The 17,183-nt window shown below is 62.0% G+C and carries 12 protein-coding genes and 1 riboswitch; of the genes, 6 read left to right on the top strand and 6 right to left on the bottom strand.

What is annotated here, in order from left to right; translation table 11 throughout:
- Positions 1-398 precede the first annotated feature (398 nt).
- A complete protein-coding gene (locus C0617_RS13515; RefSeq protein WP_291317565.1) occupies positions 399-1,943 on the top strand; it encodes a Ppx/GppA phosphatase family protein in 1,545 nt (514 codons plus the stop codon).
- Between the two features lie 148 nt (positions 1,944-2,091).
- Here C0617_RS13515 and C0617_RS13510 read toward each other — a convergent pair whose 3' ends face one another.
- The 5 genes from C0617_RS13510 to C0617_RS13490 form a co-directional block, all read right to left on the bottom strand.
- A complete protein-coding gene (locus C0617_RS13510; RefSeq protein WP_291317564.1) occupies positions 2,092-2,787 on the bottom strand; it encodes a pirin family protein in 696 nt (231 codons plus the stop codon).
- Between the two features lie 72 nt (positions 2,788-2,859).
- Positions 2,860-4,197 (bottom strand): ATP-binding protein, encoded by a 1,338-nt coding sequence (locus C0617_RS13505; protein ID WP_291317563.1) that lies wholly within the window; start codon positions 4,195-4,197, stop codon positions 2,860-2,862.
- Positions 4,198-4,200: 3 nt separating this feature from the next.
- Positions 4,201-4,908: a response regulator transcription factor gene (locus C0617_RS13500; RefSeq protein WP_291317562.1), complete on the bottom strand. Its 708-nt coding sequence runs from the start codon at positions 4,906-4,908 to the stop codon at positions 4,201-4,203.
- Between the two features lie 119 nt (positions 4,909-5,027).
- Positions 5,028-6,338 carry a DUF3422 domain-containing protein gene (locus C0617_RS13495; protein ID WP_291317561.1) on the bottom strand — a complete coding sequence of 437 codons (1,311 nt, stop codon included), beginning with the start codon at positions 6,336-6,338 and terminating at the stop codon, positions 5,028-5,030.
- Positions 6,339-6,552: 214 nt separating this feature from the next.
- On the bottom strand, positions 6,553-7,455 hold the full coding sequence (locus C0617_RS13490) for a hypothetical protein (RefSeq protein ID WP_291317560.1): 903 nt from the start codon (positions 7,453-7,455) through the stop codon (positions 6,553-6,555).
- Positions 7,456-8,256: 801 nt separating this feature from the next.
- On the opposite strand from C0617_RS13490, the gene C0617_RS13485 reads away from it, so the two are divergent.
- The 3 genes from C0617_RS13485 to C0617_RS13475 all read left to right on the top strand — a co-directional run bounded on the left by C0617_RS13485 (position 8,257) and on the right by C0617_RS13475 (position 13,497).
- Positions 8,257-8,763: a Spy/CpxP family protein refolding chaperone gene (locus C0617_RS13485; protein ID WP_291317559.1), complete on the top strand. Its 507-nt coding sequence runs from the start codon at positions 8,257-8,259 to the stop codon at positions 8,761-8,763.
- Positions 8,764-8,907: 144 nt separating this feature from the next.
- Positions 8,908-8,990: riboswitch (cyclic di-GMP riboswitch) on the top strand.
- An 87-nt stretch (positions 8,991-9,077) separates the two neighbouring features.
- Positions 9,078-11,225, top strand: coding sequence for a GGDEF and EAL domain-containing protein (locus C0617_RS13480; protein WP_291317558.1), 2,148 nt, complete (start codon positions 9,078-9,080; stop codon positions 11,223-11,225).
- Entirely contained in the window at positions 11,209-13,497 is a 2,289-nt protein-coding gene (locus tag C0617_RS13475) for an ATP-binding protein (RefSeq protein WP_291317557.1), read from the top strand. Before C0617_RS13480 ends, C0617_RS13475 begins: the two co-directional genes overlap by 17 nt.
- Before the next feature lie 52 nt (positions 13,498-13,549).
- On the opposite strand, the gene C0617_RS13470 is transcribed toward C0617_RS13475, so the two are convergent.
- Positions 13,550-14,245, bottom strand: coding sequence for an alpha/beta family hydrolase (locus tag C0617_RS13470; protein WP_291317556.1), 696 nt, complete (start codon positions 14,243-14,245; stop codon positions 13,550-13,552).
- 236 nt (positions 14,246-14,481) lie between these two features.
- Here C0617_RS13470 and C0617_RS13465 point away from each other — a divergent pair, with 236 nt between their 5' ends.
- Both C0617_RS13465 and lon read left to right on the top strand, forming a co-directional pair.
- Positions 14,482-14,712: a hypothetical protein gene (locus C0617_RS13465; RefSeq protein ID WP_291317555.1), complete on the top strand. Its 231-nt coding sequence runs from the start codon at positions 14,482-14,484 to the stop codon at positions 14,710-14,712.
- A 19-nt stretch (positions 14,713-14,731) separates the two neighbouring features.
- Positions 14,732-17,113: an endopeptidase La gene (gene lon, locus C0617_RS13460; RefSeq protein ID WP_291317554.1), complete on the top strand. Its 2,382-nt coding sequence runs from the start codon at positions 14,732-14,734 to the stop codon at positions 17,111-17,113.
- The last annotated feature ends 70 nt before the right edge of the window (positions 17,114-17,183 follow it).

Genomic DNA, 17,183 nt, shown 5'->3' with positions numbered 1-17,183 from the left:
AATCGGGTTTCCCCGTGGCAACAAAGCCCTTTTCAAAAATCCATTTTCAGCGAGGAGTGCTCTCGGATAACAAAGAAAATGAAGGGTGAATCTCCTTCTTGCAATGCGACCGCCGGACACCGGGAAATGCCCTGACCGTGGGCGCTCGGCTTTGGGCGATTACTTTTTCCCCTTCTTCTCGGTTTTGATTTTTTTCGGTTTGCAGACATGATCTTTTTTGGGCGTCTCCGCGCCGCATTTCTGACATTCGTATTTGGCGGACTTGTCCTTGGTTTCTGATTTGCCCTTCAAGCATTTCCCCATGACGAGCACCTTGATAAGAATGGATTTTCATACCATCTCAATTATAATTTTATTGTAACAGATTCTTAAACCATGCCGCCTGTCACGTTCTATTTATGTCATCAAGTTCTGAAAAGAGGCTTGCCGCCATCGATATCGGCACCAACTCGATTCGCTGTATCGTCGTCGAGGTGACGGGCTACAACGATTTTCGAATCCTCGATGACGAAAAGGCCACCGTCCGCCTCGGTGAAGGACTGTTCGCGGGCGGCTCAATCTCCCCTGATGCCTGGGAAAGAGCCAGAGAGGCCCTGCTGCGCATGCGCATGATCATTGAAGGCCTCGGGGCCGGCTTCGTCGAGGCCGTGGCCACCAGCGCGGTGCGCAAGGCGCGCAACGGCCGGGAGTTCATCGTGGCCATGAAGGCTGAAGCCGGGGTGGACATCCGGGTGATCGACGGGAAGGAAGAGGCCCAGCTGGCGGCGACGAGTGCCTATCACAACTTCGACATGGGCGGCCGGCGCTACGCCATGGTCGATATCGGCGGCGGCAGTGCCGAGGTGGTCATCTCCGCAGGGAACCATGTCGAAGAGATCCATTCCCTCGACCTGGGGGCGGTCTATCTGTCCGAGCGCTTCGTCCGGACAGACCCCATCTCGAGCGGCGAGTTTGCAGATCTGCGCAAATACCTCCGAAAATCCCTCAAACAGGCCCTCAAGGGGCCGGACGCATCGCTTCAGACCCTGGTCGGGTCCGGGGGGACGATCACGGCCATCGGGGCCATGACGATGGCAATGCGCGAGGAACGCTACGATTCAATGCACGGCTACGAGGTGTTGCGTTCCGAGGTCGTTCACCTCCTGTCCATGCTGGAGCGCATGACCTTCAAGGAGCGCAGGGCCCTGCAGGGGCTCAACCCCGAACGGGCCGATATCATCGTCGCGGGGGTGGCGGTCATCAACGAACTGATTAGACGGCTCGGCAGCAATGTTTTGAAAGTTAATGAGCGGGGCCTCCGGGAAGGCTTGATCCTGGAGAGTCTCTGGAAGCACGGCCTCATCGAGCGTCGCGCGCACCCCAGGGACTGGCGCGATTCGATCAGGGATTTCGCCCGGTCATGCCACGTTGACATGAACCACGGCGAGCAGGTCCGCAAACTCGCCTTGAGGCTCTTCAAACACCTGGCTGAGCCCTTCGGCCTCGACAAGCGCTCCGGGCAGATGCTGGAGGCGGCCGCCCTTCTCCACGACGTGGGGTATTTCATCAACTACAGCAAGCACCACAAACATTCCTACCACCTTATCCGCCACGCCGACTTGTTCGACTTTTCCCCGCGGGAAAAGGAGGTGGTCGCCAACCTGGCCCGCTACCACCGCAAGGCCCTTCCCAGGTTGCGCCATGAAAACTTCGCGGGGCTCTCTCCCGAAGATCGGACCCTGGTGAAGCGGCTCGGCGGGATTCTTCGCCTGGCCGACGGACTCGACCGGCGCCGCAGCCAGGTTGTCGAGGGGGTGAGCTGTGCTCTCGAGGAGGAAGCCTTCAGCGTTGCAGTGGAGGGGGAGGGGGATCTTTCCGTGGAGGTTTTCGGGGGGCGAGGCAAGGGAGACCTCTTTGAAGAGGCCTTCGGCCTTAGACTCGACATCGCTGCTTCATCGCACTGATCCCTTCGCGCGTCTCCACGCAAAGAGATTTTTGGTCCGAATCGCGGCTCTCTGGTATCTGCTTGCGGGGAAGGAAGCCCCGAGCGATGAGAGGCAGCAGTACCGTTGCGGAGGCCGAAAAAAGGGGGCCCCGCGGGAATGGAGTGGCTCAGTTGAGGTCGAAGAGCAGGAAACGGGCATGGCTGACCGCGGAGATCAGCAGTATCCGCTCCTCGCTGACCGCGGCGCCGTCGCCGGCCTGCAGGGCGGTTCCGTTGAGTTCGACGGCGCCGTCGACGACCTGCACCCACGCATGCCGTTCGGCATCGAGCTGGTGGTCGAGGCGCTTGCCCTTCTCGATCTTCGCCAGGTAAAGGGAGACGTCCTGGTGGATGGTGGCTGAACCGAGGCGGCCGTCCCGGGTGGCGACGGGCCTCAGGGTGTTGGCGGGCAAATCGGAAAAGTCCTTCGTCTCGTAACTCGGTTTCAGCCCCTCTGCATCGGGAAAGATCCAGATCTGCAGAAAGTGGACGGGCTCCTCGTCCGAGGGGTTGTACTCGCTGTGCCGGACGCCGTTGCCGGCAGTGATGCGCTGCAGCTGCCCCGCCTCGATGATCCCCTCGTGGCCGAGGCTGTCCTGGTGCTTCAGCGCTCCTTCGATGACGATGGAAACGATTTCCATGTCGCGGTGGGGGTGGAGGGGAAATCCCCCCCCGGCCTCGACCCTGTCCTCGTTGATGACCCTCAGTTTGCGAAACCCAGTGTGCCGGGGGTCCTGATAGGTGTCAAAGGAGAAGGTGTGCCGGCTGTCGAGCCAGTCCTGTTGATAACGGCCCCTCTCTTCCGACCTGCGCACGGTGATCATCGTTCTGCTCCTTTTGCCGGAAGGCTGTCTTGACGCTCTTGTTTCATTATAGCAGGAGAGCGCAAAGGGGGGCTATGTCGGCAGCAGGATTTCCAGCTCCAGGCCTCCGTCTTCCGGGTTGCGGGCCCTTATGGTTCCTCCGTGCAGGCGCACTGCGCGTTCGGCGATGGCCAGGCCGATGCCCGTTCCGCCGCTCTGCCGGTCCCGGGCTTCGGAGACCCGGTAGAAGGGGTGGAAAATCTTTTCCAGGGATGCTTCGGGGACGCCGGGCCCGTGGTCCCGGATCCGGATGGCGATCGGCTCATTTTCCCGGTGGTGAACATAGACCTCGACCGCCGTTGCCTCCGCCGTGTAATGAACAGCGTTGCGCACCACGTTTTCGATTGCCCGGTGGAGAAGTTCCGGGGACCCTTGGAGAACGACCGGGTCGGCCTGTCTCAGAACCACCGACCGATTGCGGTTGCGGGCCTCGAAGTCGGCGTCTTCGACGATCGACCGAACCAGAGGTCCCAGGTCCACCTCGGTCTTCTTGGCCGGTTCCGCCTTGCCTTCCAGAAGGTTGAGGCTGAGCAGCTGGCCGATCATTTCGTTGAGGCGCTCGGCCTCCCGTTCGATGCGGGCCAGGTCCGATTGCGCCTCGGCGCCCGAGCGCTGGCGCGCCAGTTCCAGACTGACTGCCAGCCGCGCCAGGGGAGAGCGAAGTTCGTGGGAGATGTCTCGAAGCAGGCGCTGCTGGGAACCGACCAGGTCTTCGATTCGCTCCGCCATCAGATCGAAATCGCCGGCCAGGGCGCCGATCTCGTCCTTGCCCTTGATCGTTCCCTGGACCCGGGTTGCCAGGTCGCCGGCGGCGAACCGGCGGGTGGCCCGGCGCAACTTGGCGATGGGGGCGGTCAGGGAACGGGCCAGCAGGTAGCAGATGATCCCTGCAATGACGAAGGTGATCAGCAGGCGCGATCCGAGGCGGTGTGGGTCGAGGAGCATTTCGAGCCGGCCGGAAGGCCGTGCTTTGACCAGGAGGGTGTAGTCCCTCTCCAGGGGCAAGGCCACCCAGAGCCCGTGAGGACCCGGTTTGATCTGGACCTCCCCGCTGTGAAGGGCGAGGGGGACAAGTCGGCGCGGACGCGGCGGAACCGGTTCCCCGGGGAGAAGGCTTTCCGTCCCCTTGAAAAGAAAGAGACGGCTGCGGGAGGCGCCTTTGGGGTCCCTTATTTTTTTCTTCAGTTGACGAGCGCCTCCCTTCTCGTAGGCGGCGACGAGTTCCTGGCCCTGCTGCTGGAGGGCCTGGCGATGGCGGCCAAACTGCGCCCGGTGAGGGTCGGTGTTCAGGGCGAGGATGACGAGGGCGGCGCCGATCAGCACCATGGCCAGCCAGAAGACGAGGAATATTTTCCAAAACAGGCTGCGCATGGGTCAGCTTTCTGCGTGGGGCAGGGCGTAGATATAGCCGATCCCCCGCACTGTCTTGATGCGCTCGGCACTGTCGGCCCGCGGGCCGAGCTTGCGGCGCAGGCTGCTGATATGCACGTCGATGCTGCGGTCGTAGGGGGAGAGCCGGCGACCGAGGACCTTCTTGGTCAGGTCCTCGCGGCTCAGGACCTGCCCGGCCTGTCGCAGCAGCGCCTCCAGGAGGGAGAACTCCACCGAGGTCAGCGCCACCGACTCCTTTCCCCTGAAGATCTCGCGGGTCGCCGGGTCCAGGCGGAGGTCGCCGACGTTCAGACTTTCCTCCTTCGCCGCGGCGGGCGATTGCCCCGCCGCCTCCGAGCGGCGGCCGATGGCGCGGATGCGGGCGACGAGTTCCCTGGGGTTGAAGGGCTTTGGCAGGTAGTCGTCCGCTCCCATCTCCAGGCCGACGATCCGGTCCACGTCGTCGCCCCGGGCCGTGAGCATGATGACCGGGATTCTGGATTTCTCCCGGATCCGGCGCAGCACCTCGAAACCGTTCATCCCCGGCAGCATCACGTCCAGCACCACCAGCTGGTGCTCTTCGGAAAGAGCGCGCTCCGCGCCAGCCTCTCCGTCGTTGACCGTCTCCACCTCGAAGTCTTCCGGTGTCAGGTAATCGGTGAGCAGTTCGCACAACTCGATGTCGTCGTCGATGACGAGAATTCGATTCATGGGTAGATCCTTCCACCGTCGTCTATGGAATTCGTACACCCTAATATTAGCGGAAAGAGGCTGGTCGGTCTGTAAAGAAGTGTAAAGGGGAGAGCTTGGTCGGTACCCGGGCGTAGGTTCTATTCCCCGTGGGCCGGCGCCTTGATCAGCCGGTGCTTGATGCGGTGGGTGAGCCACCAGACCGACCCCAGCACCACCGGCACCGACAGGGCCATCAGCACCTTCTTGTCCAGGTGCCACCGCTCCAGGGGCAGGCCGCCGATCAGGTAGCCGACCAGCCCCACCAGGTAATAGCTGATGGCGGCGATGGACAACCCCTCCACGGTTTCCTGAAGGCGAAACTGAAGGCGGCTGCGCCGGTTCATGGAGGCCAGCAGGCTCCGGTTCTGCTCTTGCAGGGTGAGGTTGACCCGGGTGCGGAGCAGGTCGCCGGCCCGCTCGATGCGCCGGGAGAGGTCCTCCATCCAGTCCTGGACCGACTGGCAGGTGCGCTGGGCGGGGGTGAGGCGGCGGGTGATGAACTCCCCCATGGTCAGATAGCCTTCCACCTTCTCTTCGCCGATGACCTGCAGGCGGTGCAGGACCAGGTCGTGGTAGGCCCGGGTCGCGGAAAAGCGGTGGTTGGTTTCGGCGCGGAACGATTCGAGCCGGGCGGCTTGGCGCGACAGGCTCTGGAGCAGGTCCCGCTCGTCGCCTGCGTCGTCTATCTTCAGAATGCTGGAGAGGGTCTTCGCCAGCTGCTGGTCCATGGACTCCAGTTCAGGGGCGATGCGCTTGGCCAGGGGCAGGGAGATCTGGGAGAGGAGCCGGTAGGTCTCCAGATCGATCAGGCGGCGGACCAGGCGGCCCATCTGGGCGTCGCTCAGGCCCCTGTTTCTGATCATGAAGCGGCCGAAGCCGTCGCCGTGCAGCTTGAAGGCCGAGCCGAGCAAGGCTTTGCCGCCCTTGACCTCGCTGAGGATGACCTTCTGTCCTTCGAAGAAGCCCCCCAGCTCCTCCGGCGTAGCGTCCTCGGTTTCATTGTCCACCGTCAGGTGGAAGGCGGCGACGGCCTGGCCTGGCAGGTCCTTTGCCCAGTCGACGGGAAGCAGATCGAAGGTCGGGTCGCTGAAAGGCGCATCGCCGGGAGGGCAGGGGCGCAGGAGCGTCAGGGAGTAGAACTCCATGTGGCGCTCCCAGTGAAGGACGAAATCGCCGAATTCCTGCCGGTAGGTCGTCCCGCCGGCCGGCGGCGGATTGACGCGGTAGCGGCGGCAGAGTTGCTTCAGGAGGGTGAAGGCCTCCTCCTGCTCCTCTTCCCCTGCCTGAACGGCGAGGTGGGAGATCTGTTGCGGGGTGGCGACGAGGTGGAAGGGCCTGGCGTGGAGTTCGTCGTAGAGGCTTTGGCGCAGCGGATGGGTTGTCAGCGGAAGGAGGTTCGATTCAGGCATGTAAACGGGTTCCCCTCGGGTGCGGTGGCGCCGGGCGCCGAATATTCGGATGTTCTGAATCCACCCGTGATTTGCATCAGGTGTGCCAACAGAGAGAGGCGGGACGAGCGGCCCATGGACGGCCCGGGAAGGAGGGGGGCGGGACAGAATGCCTCTTTTATGGGTTTTTCCTGCCCGAAAGATGTTCCGGCGGGGAAAGGCGGCCGGCTCTTTTTCAGAAGGCGAAGCGGACATTTGCACCGGCGACCCAGGCGTCGTCGAACTCCACCTTGTCCTCCCGGTCCCCGAAACCCTCTTCCCGGAAAAAGCTGCCGTCAAAGGAAAACCCCCCGTAAGCGGAGAGGGTCAGGAGGGCGATTCGTTTTTCGGCGCGCACCTTGACCGTTCGGGTCTCCAGCACCAGGGAGTCGTCCTTGTCCCGCCGCCCGGCAACCAGGTAGCTCTCTTCGTCGATTGCCCCCTCCAGGGCCATGCTCCAGGTCGGGCTCAAGGTTCGCTCCAGGGCGATCTTAGCGCGTCGCACGGGGACGTAGGAACCCTTGAGGGTGGTCCGCTCGTCGATCCGCCAGGAGACACTCGCCACCGGCAGGCCGACCATGAAAAAGAGGTCCCGGTCCGCGAAGGTGTAGACCAGGGTCGGCAGGGGATAATCGAAACGGGTGGTGTAGAACAGCCCGAGGTGCAGGGAACTGCGCTCCCAGCGCGCGACTTCTCGTGAGGCGCTCGCCTGCAGGCTGATCTCGTCGCTGCTGTCAAAGGGCTCGTCACTCTCGGAGGCCAGCCCCAGGGAGAATCTCCACAGGCGGTTTCCGGCGCCGAGTTTGAGCCCGAGCCGGTAAAGGTCTTCGGGGAAGAGGCCGCTGCCGGTGGTGGCGCGATGGGCCAATTCGAAATCCCCGGAGAGGCGGTACGCGCCTAGTTTCCCAAGGCCGAAATTCCCGGTAGCGCGGCTCAGAAGACTGTCGAAGTTGTCCGCGGGCAGGACCTCGAAGGCCAGGTCGATATGGGGGGCCGAGCCCCTGCCCTCGGTTGCATGGGTTAGGGGGGGAACCGTTATTCCGATGCCCCACAAACCCAAAAAACAACAGCTCGCAAGTATCAGAGTGCTCTTGACCATGGTCACTCCTGAGCATTGACGGATCGCACGGGAACGGGCGGTTTCCCCCCACCGGTGCTGGAATATTGCAGCCTCTGTTTCTCTGATCCGTCCCTTTTTGTAAAGAAGCGTAAAGGAAGAGACCCTGGGGCATGACAAAACTTTACCGGAGTTCGCCGACTCTTAACCCAACCTTTACGCAGTTTCGGTTAGCATCCCTACCATGAAAACGGCGACGGAACAAAGGAATAATCTCATGAGCGTTGATGGCGGTGCGTGGGCGGTTCGGGCGAGGGCGGTCACGACCGGGCGGTAAGGCGACAAATCGAAGGCGGGCCACTTGCCCCGGGGAATATTTCCTCCGTTTCCCCGGGGATTTTTTCTGACCCTCGGCCGCCGACAATCCTCCGAGTTCGATGCCCGGCACGGAAATATGAAAAGACGCGGTATTCCGCAGTGGGGAGACGGAAGGGAAGAACATGCTTAAAAGTAATCTCGAAGCCCAGATCCGGGAGACGGAAAATCAACTCGAAGCCACGTTGACTCCGGCACAGATGATGGAATACAGGACGTTCAGGCGGGAGCAGCAGGCACGGGCACTGAGAAGCAGGCCTGGCGGCGCAGGGTCTGGCGACTCCAGTCCGAACGGGGGCAAACGCTGCGGGTCGGGCGAAGTTCGTTGACTTTACATAACTTTACCCAACGCGGTACAGACTTAACACCCGCTTTACCTGAAAGCGGCTACCTTTGAATCAAGGACAGCCCGGTCGGATCCGGACCCGAGCTGAAAGCGAAAAAACCACCCAGAAAGGAGAAAAAGCCATGAAAAACCGATTCTTCATCACCGCTCTTGCCCTCATGACTGCCGCCAGCGGGGGGCTGTTCATCAGCGGCATGTCCCCGCCGGCCATCGCCGAGGAGATCGCTCTGGCAGAGGATGCCCCGATGATGGGGCGCTATGGGGAGAGAGGGCGCGGCCCCGGCCACCGAATAGAGGCCATGGCCGAGGTTCTGGAACTGAGCGAAGAGCAGCAGGCCCAGATCGAGGCCGTCATGGCGGCCGAGCGAGAGGCGACCGAGCCCTATCGGGAGCAGATGAGGCAGACCCGCGAGGAGCTTCGCGAAACCATGCAGGACGGCGCCTTTGACGAAGCCAGGATCCGGGCCCTTGCGGCCCGCCAGGCTGCGGCGAAAACCGAAATGATCGTGTCCAAGGCGCGGACCCACAGCAAGATTTTCGCCTTTCTGACCCCCGAACAACAGGTTCTGGCGAAGAAACTTCGCCCCCTGATGGGCCCCCGAAAAGGCCCCCGGCACTTCATGCATTAAACGAACTGTTCCGTCCCGGTTCGGGCCCCAAGGCTCCCGAGGTCCGAACCGGGACACTTTACTTCTCATTGTTCTGGAAGTGCCCCGCTCGTCTGCATTTTACTTGTCAAATAATATAAAGATTGTTAACCTTTGGTTCGACATCGTCGATAAGAGCAAACCAGGAGAGATCCTGGGACGCAAAGCCACGGGTCCGTCGCAGGAATGCGGACAGCCGGGTTGCCGAAGCTGGTGGATAAAACGATCTTCTGCTTCCCGGTCAAACACCCGCTCTTTCGTGCGAAGAGGGGTGTTTTTTCTTTTGGGAGGGATCGGTGCCCGAAATTGCTGAAAAGGGCATGAATAGCAGCGGGAACCAATCCTTTCCGGAGAGGTTGGCTCTTGCGGACTCCTCTCGGGGGAGGGGTCCCAAACGAGCCTGGTCCTGCCCGACCTCCTCCATCATCCTGATCTTCACCGTTTGCGCGGTGTTCATCGCCGAACTCCTGGTGATGTTTGTGAGCCCGACCTTCGGCACGCTCTCCCCCCTGGACGTGGCTCTTCTGGACGCCCTTCTGCTCACCCTGGTCCTCTTCCCCGTCTTTTTGCGCTGTTTTCTCCGCCCCTATAGGGAACGTCTCCGGCAGCTGCACTGTGCCGAGGAGACTCTCAACGTCGAGCATTCCTTCCTGCAGTCTGTCATCGACGGGGTCATAGATCCGATCATGGTCATCGATCTGGAGTGCCGGATTCTGCTCATGAACCAGGCCGCACGGCTCTATCTTCCCCCGGGAGAAGGGGACGGGGAGGGGCTTCGTTGCCATCAGGTCTCCCATCGTTCCGACCAGCCGTGCCGGGGGGAGGACCATCCCTGCCCCTTGGAGGAGGTGCTCCGCACCGGCAGCGAGGCGATTGTGGTTCACCAGCACCGCCTTGCGGACGGCGAGTTGCGCAGCTATGAACTCAAGGCCTCACCCCTGCGGGACGCCTCGGGAAAGGTGGCGGGGATCATCGAGTCGTCCCGGGACATCACCGAACGACTGCATGCCGAGTCTCAGCTGCGAAGAAAAGAGGCGCGCCTCAAGCATCTGGCTCACCATGACCCCCTGACCCAGCTGCCCAACCGGCTGTTGCTGCGTGACCGCCTGGAGCAGGCCCTGCACAAGGCCGAGCGCCGCAAACGCCAGGCGGCCCTCCTGTTTCTCGACCTCGACCGCTTCAAGACCATCAACGATTCCATCGGCCACGATGTCGGCGACCAACTGCTGCGGGAGGTGGCCCAGCGCCTCTCCGGCTGCGTGCGCAAGAGCGATACCCTGGCCCGCCTCGGGGGGGACGAGTTCCTCGTCGTGGTGGAGGAGTTCCAGAAGTTCACCGACCTGGCCACGGTGGCCGAGAGCATCCTCGGAACCCTCGCCCGCCCCTTCAACATCCGCAACCACGAGCTGTACGTGACCGCCAGTATCGGCATCAGCGTTTATCCTGCTGACGGCATGGATTCGGAGGGATTGTTGCGGTGTGCCGACGTCGCCATGTATCGCTCCAAGGAGCGGGGGCGCAACACCTACCAGTTCTACACCCCGGATATGAACGCCCGGGCCCACGAGCGGCTGCTCCTCGAGGGGGATCTGCGCCGGGCCCTTGACCAGGAGCAGTTCGTCCTTCACTACCAGCCCCAGGTCGAGCTGCCCAGCGGGCGTCTGATCGGGGTGGAGGCCCTGCTGCGCTGGCGCCATTCCAAGCGGGGGCTCGTTCCCCCTGCCGATTTCATCCCCCTGGCAGAGGAGACCGGGTTGATCGTGCCCATCGGAGAGTGGGTGCTGCGGCAGGCCTGCCGACAGGGCCGTGCCTGGCAGGAGTCGGGCCTGGCTCCGGTGCGGATGGCGGTCAATATCTCCGGACGTCAGTTCCGGCAGCCCAACTTCGTCGATACCGTCGACGAGATTCTCGGTGAAACCGGGCTCGACCCGCGCTGGCTGGAGCTGGAAATCACCGAAAGCGTGATCATGGGGGACGTGGAGGAGAGCATCATGACCCTGACCGATCTCAAGGTCCGCGACATCCATCTGGCGGTGGACGATTTCGGCACGGGCTACTCGTCCCTCAGCTACCTGAAGCGTTTTCCCATCTCCAGGCTGAAGGTCGACCGTTCCTTTGTCCGTGACGTGACCAGCGACCCCAACGATGCGGCCATCGCCGGGTCGATCGTGGCGCTGGGCCGGAGCATGGGGCTCGATGTTGTGGCAGAGGGGATCGAGACCCCCGAACAGCTCGCCTTCATGAAGGAGCGGGGGTGCCAGCAGGGGCAGGGTTTCCTGTTCAGCCGGCCCCTGCCTGCGGAGCAGATCGAGAGTTTCCTGCGGCGGGAGCAATCCGGGGAACAGGGCACGTTCTTCCCGGAGGAGACCGGGGGAGCCGCCACAAGGGGAAGACGGGTGGGGGAAATGATGCCGGTGGAGGGATGCCGTGTCGATAAGAAATAAGCTGTTACTGACTTTTCTGGGTCTGGCCTTTTTGCCCTTGTTTGTTGTGGGGGGCGGCGGCTTTTACGCCGGCAAAGACGCCATTCAAAAAAGCACGACGGCCTCACTGGTTGCCGTCGCCGAGCTCAAGGCGAAACGGGCCGCGGCCTTTGTCGCCGACAAGGGCCGGGCCTTGCGGACCCTCCGACACTCATCCGTCCTGTTGCGCAACCTCCCGGTTCTGACCCGCCATGCCGATGTGCCGGGACACTCCGAGTTCGCAGCCGCGACCCGCGCCCTCGACGAGGCCCTGAGTCCCCTCCAAGCCCTCCTCGGCCTGGAGGACATTCACCTCCTCGCCCCCGACTCGAGAATCCTCTACCAAAGCAACAAGAAGCACGCCGTCGAGCGGACCGGTCGCCCTTTTCCGGAGGTCGGGGCGCAGGGGCCTGAAACGCAGCAGGCCGCCGCTCTTTATCGCTGTCACGAGGAGGGGCCGTATGCGTTGCTGCTGAGCGAACCGATTCGCGGAAAGGACGGGGCGATCCTCGGCTTCGTCGCTTTCGAGGTCGGGGTAGAGGGGATCCTCGACCAGGTCCGGGATCAGGTCGGCCTCGGCCGGACCGGAATAACCGTTCTCGGAAAGACGGTTTCGGGGCAGGGCTATATCCATCTCACTCCCCCGCACAAGGGGGGGGGGCATGACCCGAACCTGGTGTCTCCCTTTTCCGAGGCGGGGACAATGCCGATGGAGGAAGCTCTCGCCGGACATAGCGGCACGGGCCTGGTCGAGACCTGCGAGGGGGCCGAGGTGATCGCCGCTTGGCGGCCCCTGCCCGAGCTGGGGCTGGGGATGGTGGTCAAGGTCAATACCGATGAGGCGTTCGCCTCGGTGAGCCGGCTGGAGAGACTGGTCCTGATCCTGTCGCTGTTCGTTTCCCTGATCGGTATGGGCGTGGCCCTGGGGGTCGCCCGGTCGATTTCGAGTCCCCTTTACCGACTGCAGAAGGGGACCGAGGAGATCGGTCGGGGCAACCTCGATTGCAGAGTGGGGACCCTGCGACAGGACGAGGTCGGAGTCCTCTCGCGGGCTTTCGACCGCATGGCGCAGAACCTGAAACAGGTTACCGCGTCCCGCGAGGAACTCAACCGGGAGGTCGCCGAGCGCCAGGAGGCCCTGGCGCTGCTGCTCCAGAGTGAGGCCCGCTACCGTGACCTTTTCGACAATGCCAGCGACCTGATACAAAGCGTCGCCCCGGACGGGTCTTTTCTGCTGGTCAACCGGGCCTGGTGCGAAACCCTTGGCTACGATCAGGATGAGGTCGGCAGCCTTTCCCTTTTCGAAATCATCCATCCGGACTGCCTCGAGCACTGCATGGGGGTATTCCAGCGCATCATGGCCGGGGAGACGGTCGACAGCATCGAGACCTCCTTTAAAGCCAGGGACGGCCGGAATGTCACCGTCGAGGGGAACGTCAATATTCACGTTGAGGACGGCCGGCCGGTGGCCACCCGGGCCATCTTTCGCGACATCACAGAACGAAAAAAGGCGGAAGACAAACTGCGGGAAGTAGGCCTCATGAAGAGCGAGTTTATCTCCACCGCGGCCCATGAACTCCGCACCCCCCTCGCGTCCCTGATGGGGTACACCGAACTGCTTTTAAACCCGGAGGAATTCGGGAATTTCGAACCCGAGCAGCAGAGAGAATTTCTCGGGGAAATCTACGATAAAGGGGAGGTGTTGTCCAAGATCACCGACGACATCCTGGACATCAGCCGCATCGAGTCAGGGCAGGCCATCCCGTTGGAAATGGGGTTCTGGGATCTGCCGGGAATCCTGAAAAAGGTGGTGGGACAGTTCCAGAGCCGTGCGGTCAACCACCGCTTCGAACTCGCCCTGGCCGCGGATTTTCCGGAAAACATTTGCCTTGACCGCAATAAAATGGTGCAGGTCCTTGAAAATCTGCTCAGCAACGCGGTGAAGTATTCCCCCGGGGGCGGGGAAATCCGGGTGGAGGGCTGTCAGGTCGACGACCGTTACCAGCTGTCCGTGACCGACGAAGGCATCGGCATGACCCCTGAGCAGGTCGAGCGGATTTTCGACAAGTTCTACCGTGCCGACGCCAGCAACACGGCAGTCGGCGGATTGGGACTTGGAATGGGTATCGCAAAAAATATCGTGGAAATGCATGGCGGAACGATCTGGGTCGAAAGTGAGCCTTCCCGCGGCACACGGGTCTGTTTTATATTGCCGATCGGTCTTCAAGCTCAGGCGGCGGGGGAAGCGGTATAGAGTCGAACCTCCGCCGCCCCATATCCGGGTGTCTCGCCGCTCCTTGAGGAACTCAGGCCCGAAAACCGCATTCCTCCAGCCATGCCGTGGTCCTTTCCAGAATATCTTCCTTGACCGAAGGGTAGCTTTGTCCGCTGGACTTTGGCACCTTGAAGGAGTGGTCGCCCCCTTCGATCACCTCCAGGTTCCACGGGGCCGTCAGCCTCGGCAAAACATCCTTCAACAGGGTCAGGTCGCACAGAGCGTCGCGGGTTCCGGAGACGAACAGGGTCGGGATCCGAACCTGGCGCAAGTGCCCATCTCGCAGTTTTTCCGGCTTCCCAGGCGGGTGCAGGGGATAGCCGAAGAGGATCAGGCCGTCGGCCGGGAGCAAGCCCTCGGCCACCATCTGCGATGCGATGCGCCCGCCCATCGACTTGCCCGAAACGACGATCCTTGAAGGGCAGGGCCCCTTCTCTCCGGACATGAAATCGAAGGCCGCCCGCCACGCTGCATAGAGCTTTCGCGGAGTGTCGGGTGCTTTTCTTCTCTCCTCGCTGAATGGAAAGTTGAAACGCAGGGTGGCAAGGCCCGCCGCCGTCAGGCCTTCGGCCACCGTGACGATAAATTCGTGGTCCATGTTTCCCCCGGCCCCGTGGGCGATGAGCACCGCGGCCGGGCGCTTTTCTGTTGCATCCTCCGGTTGGGCCAGGACCGCCGAAATGCTCTTTTGCCCGTCTATCGGAAGGGTGACTCGCTCGACCGTCATGGTTCCTCCTCCTGCCCGAAGTTGTGCTCCGATACTTGGTTCGTCACTTATACAATCCGCCGAGCTCTCGGGCAAGGTCGCTGAAGCCTTTTCGGCGCCTCTGCCGGAGAATATGTGCCGGGCTCACCATCCGCTGCCGCTGGCAACGGCGCCGGTATCGAGCCTTGACAGCCCTTTTGGGGTTGTTATCCTTGATGGTGATTTAGGCCCCCATCGACCCGAAAACGAGGTGTGGCATGGACAAGGTCCCTTTGGACGAACCCATCGTTCGCCCGGGAAAGGAGCTCACCCTCTCCGGGCTCGAAACAGACAGCGGCCTGCTTGAATTGCGCGGCGAGGTCGATCGGCTGCGCCTGGAGGTGATCGCTCTTAAGACGTATCTTGGTTCTGCCCACCCATCCTTCAGGGAACTGTTTCCCGACATCCTGGCCCGCACCATCGAAGACGTGAATCCCGAGTTCGATTAACCCAGACAGGGAGCCGATCATGTTCAGCCGGCCACTTCCCTTTCCGCAGGTTCTTCCCATCTATCCCATGCGGGAGCATGTGGTTTTCCCTCACATGGTTTTTCCTCTTTTCGTCAATCCGGCCCAGATGACGATTATCGATCACGCCATGCGCGGAGACCAAATGCTTGGGCTGGTCTCTTGCTTTGTCCCCGGTGAGGAGAGCCGCTTCGAGGACATGGCCCAGATCGGCACCCTGTGCCGGATCAACCAGATTTTCCGTTTCCCCGAGGGAGGGGCGAAAGTGGTGGTGGAGGGTATTCGGCGGGTTCGACTGGTGGCGCCGACCCAACGCATTCCTTATCTTCTGGCCACTGTCGAAACGGTGGAAACCCCCGAGAACAATGGCCTCGTTACTGAGGCCCTGGTGCAGAGCGTTAACGCCCTTCTTAAAATCGCCTTGGCCTACGGGCGGCCCCTTCCGGGCGATGTGCTCAAGATGATCGACCAGATCGAGGATGCCGGTCAGCTGGCCGACCTGGTGGCGGTCTATCTCAACCTTGAACTGCGTGATCAGCAGGGACTTCTTGAGATCACCGACCCCCTGGATCGGCTCAAGGAGGTTTACCTGCAGTTGACCAACGAGGTCCAGCGGCTCCAGGTGCGAGGGGAGGTTCAGTCCGAGGTGGCTAAGCGCCTCGGCAAGACCCAGAAGGAGTACCTGCTGCGTGAGCAGATGCGGGAGATTCAGGAAGAGCTGGGAGACGAGGATCCCCGCCAGTCGGAAATCAACGACTTTCGAAGGAGAATTGCCCGGGCTGGCATGCCGGAGGATGTGCTCAAAGTGGCGGAGAAAGAGCTGTCCCGGCTTGAACGGATCAACCCCTCCTCCCCCGAATACACCGTCTCCCGGACCTTTCTGGAGTATTTGTGCAACATGCCCTGGAGACGGGGTACGGAGGACCGGCACGACATCAATCAGGCTCAGCGGATTCTGGACGAGGACCATTATAACCTCAAGGAGGTCAAGGAACGCATCCTGGAGTACCTCGCGGTGCGCTCCCTCAAGGCCACCACCAAGGGGCCGATTCTCTGTTTTGTTGGCCCCCCGGGGGTCGGTAAAACCTCTCTCGGACGTTCCATCTCCCGGGCCATGGGGCGCAAGTTCATCCGCATCTCTCTCGGCGGGATGAAGGACGAGGCCGAGATCCGGGGCCACCGGCGCACCTACATCGGTGCCTTGCCGGGCCGGATTATTCAGGAAATATGCCGCGCCGAGTCCAACAATCCGGTGTTTATGCTCGACGAGGTCGACAAGATCGGGCAGGATTTTCGCGGAGACCCGGCCTCGGCCCTGCTGGAGCTCCTCGACCCGGAGCAGAACGACACCTTTACCGATCACTACCTGGACGTCCCCTTCGATCTGTCCCGGGTCATGTTCATCACTACTGCCAACATCATGGACCCGGTCCCCCATGCCCTGAAAGACCGCATGGAGGTCATTCGCCTGACCGGCTACAGCGATGAAGAGAAAAGTCAGATCGCGTTCAAGTACCTGATTCCCAAACAGATTGTCGAAAACGGCCTGGAGTCCAACTCCATGGTCTTCGAGGAGGATGCGATCCTCAAGATCGCCAAGGATTATACCCGGGAAGCCGGGGTGCGCAGTCTCGAGCGCAAGATCGCCTCGATTTGCCGCAAGGTCGCCAAGGAGATCACCCAGGGGCAGCCCCCCCATCTCACCGTTTCCCCGGCCGCAGTGGAGGACATGCTCGGTCCGCGCACCTTCTTCACCGACGTGGCCGGCGAGTCCGATCGGGTCGGGGTGGTGACGGGATTGGCCTGGACCGAGTCCGGAGGTTATATCATTTTTGTGGAGGCCTCGCGAATGGCCGGCAGGAAGGATCTGATCCTTACCGGCAGCCTCGGCGACGTGATGCAGGAGTCGGCCAAGACCGCCCTCTCATTCGTCCGGGCGCGGACCGCCCATTTCGGCATCGATGCGCGGTTTTTCGAGAACAGCGATATTCATATCCACGTTCCCTCCGGAGCCATTCCCAAGGACGGGCCCTCGGCGGGTATCACCATGGCGACGGCCCTCATTTCAATGCTCACCGGGCGTCCTGCCCGCCGTGAAGTGGCCATGACCGGGGAGTTGACCCTCTCCGGCCGGGTTCTGCCCATCGGCGGAGTCAAGGAGAAGGTCCTGGCGGCCAGCCGGGCCGGGGCCACCACCGTGCTCCTTCCGGAGTGCAACCGGGAGAACCTTCTGGACCTCGAGGAGTACGTCCGCAAGGAGATCTCCGTATTCTTCGTAGGAGACATGGACGAAGTGCTGGAAAAGACCCTCTTGCCCCCCGAGGGCAAAGGCGCTCCGAGTTTTACCGACAGCTCCGCTACATCCTTCCCCGCCCGCCCCTGACCTGTCCCCTCGACCTGGAGGGGATGAACGGTTATACTATGGGGTAGCCCGTCCAGCCTCAGCCTTACAA

The organism is Desulfuromonas sp., from assembly GCF_002868845.1.
Taxonomy (GTDB): Bacteria; Desulfobacterota; Desulfuromonadia; order Desulfuromonadales; family BM501; genus BM501.
Note: the sequence above shows the minus strand (reverse complement) of the source record. Positions and strands in the feature narration are given on the sequence as shown.

What these genes read in the sequence shown, in the direction of transcription:
- C0617_RS13515 (WP_291317565.1), top strand. Translation starts at nt 399, where the DNA reads ATGTCATCAAGTTCTGAAAAGAGGCTTGCCGCCATCGATATCGGCACC.
- C0617_RS13510 (WP_291317564.1), bottom strand. Translation starts at nt 2,787, where the DNA reads ATGATCACCGTGCGCAGGTCGGAAGAGAGGGGCCGTTATCAACAGGAC.
- C0617_RS13505 (WP_291317563.1), bottom strand. Translation starts at nt 4,197, where the DNA reads ATGCGCAGCCTGTTTTGGAAAATATTCCTCGTCTTCTGGCTGGCCATG.
- C0617_RS13500 (WP_291317562.1), bottom strand. Translation starts at nt 4,908, where the DNA reads ATGAATCGAATTCTCGTCATCGACGACGACATCGAGTTGTGCGAACTG.
- C0617_RS13495 (WP_291317561.1), bottom strand. Translation starts at nt 6,338, where the DNA reads ATGCCTGAATCGAACCTCCTTCCGCTGACAACCCATCCGCTGCGCCAA.
- C0617_RS13490 (WP_291317560.1), bottom strand. Translation starts at nt 7,455, where the DNA reads ATGGTCAAGAGCACTCTGATACTTGCGAGCTGTTGTTTTTTGGGTTTG.
- C0617_RS13485 (WP_291317559.1), top strand. Translation starts at nt 8,257, where the DNA reads ATGAAAAACCGATTCTTCATCACCGCTCTTGCCCTCATGACTGCCGCC.
- C0617_RS13470 (WP_291317556.1), bottom strand. Translation starts at nt 14,245, where the DNA reads ATGACGGTCGAGCGAGTCACCCTTCCGATAGACGGGCAAAAGAGCATT.
- C0617_RS13465 (WP_291317555.1), top strand. Translation starts at nt 14,482, where the DNA reads ATGGACAAGGTCCCTTTGGACGAACCCATCGTTCGCCCGGGAAAGGAG.
- lon (WP_291317554.1), top strand. Translation starts at nt 14,732, where the DNA reads ATGTTCAGCCGGCCACTTCCCTTTCCGCAGGTTCTTCCCATCTATCCC.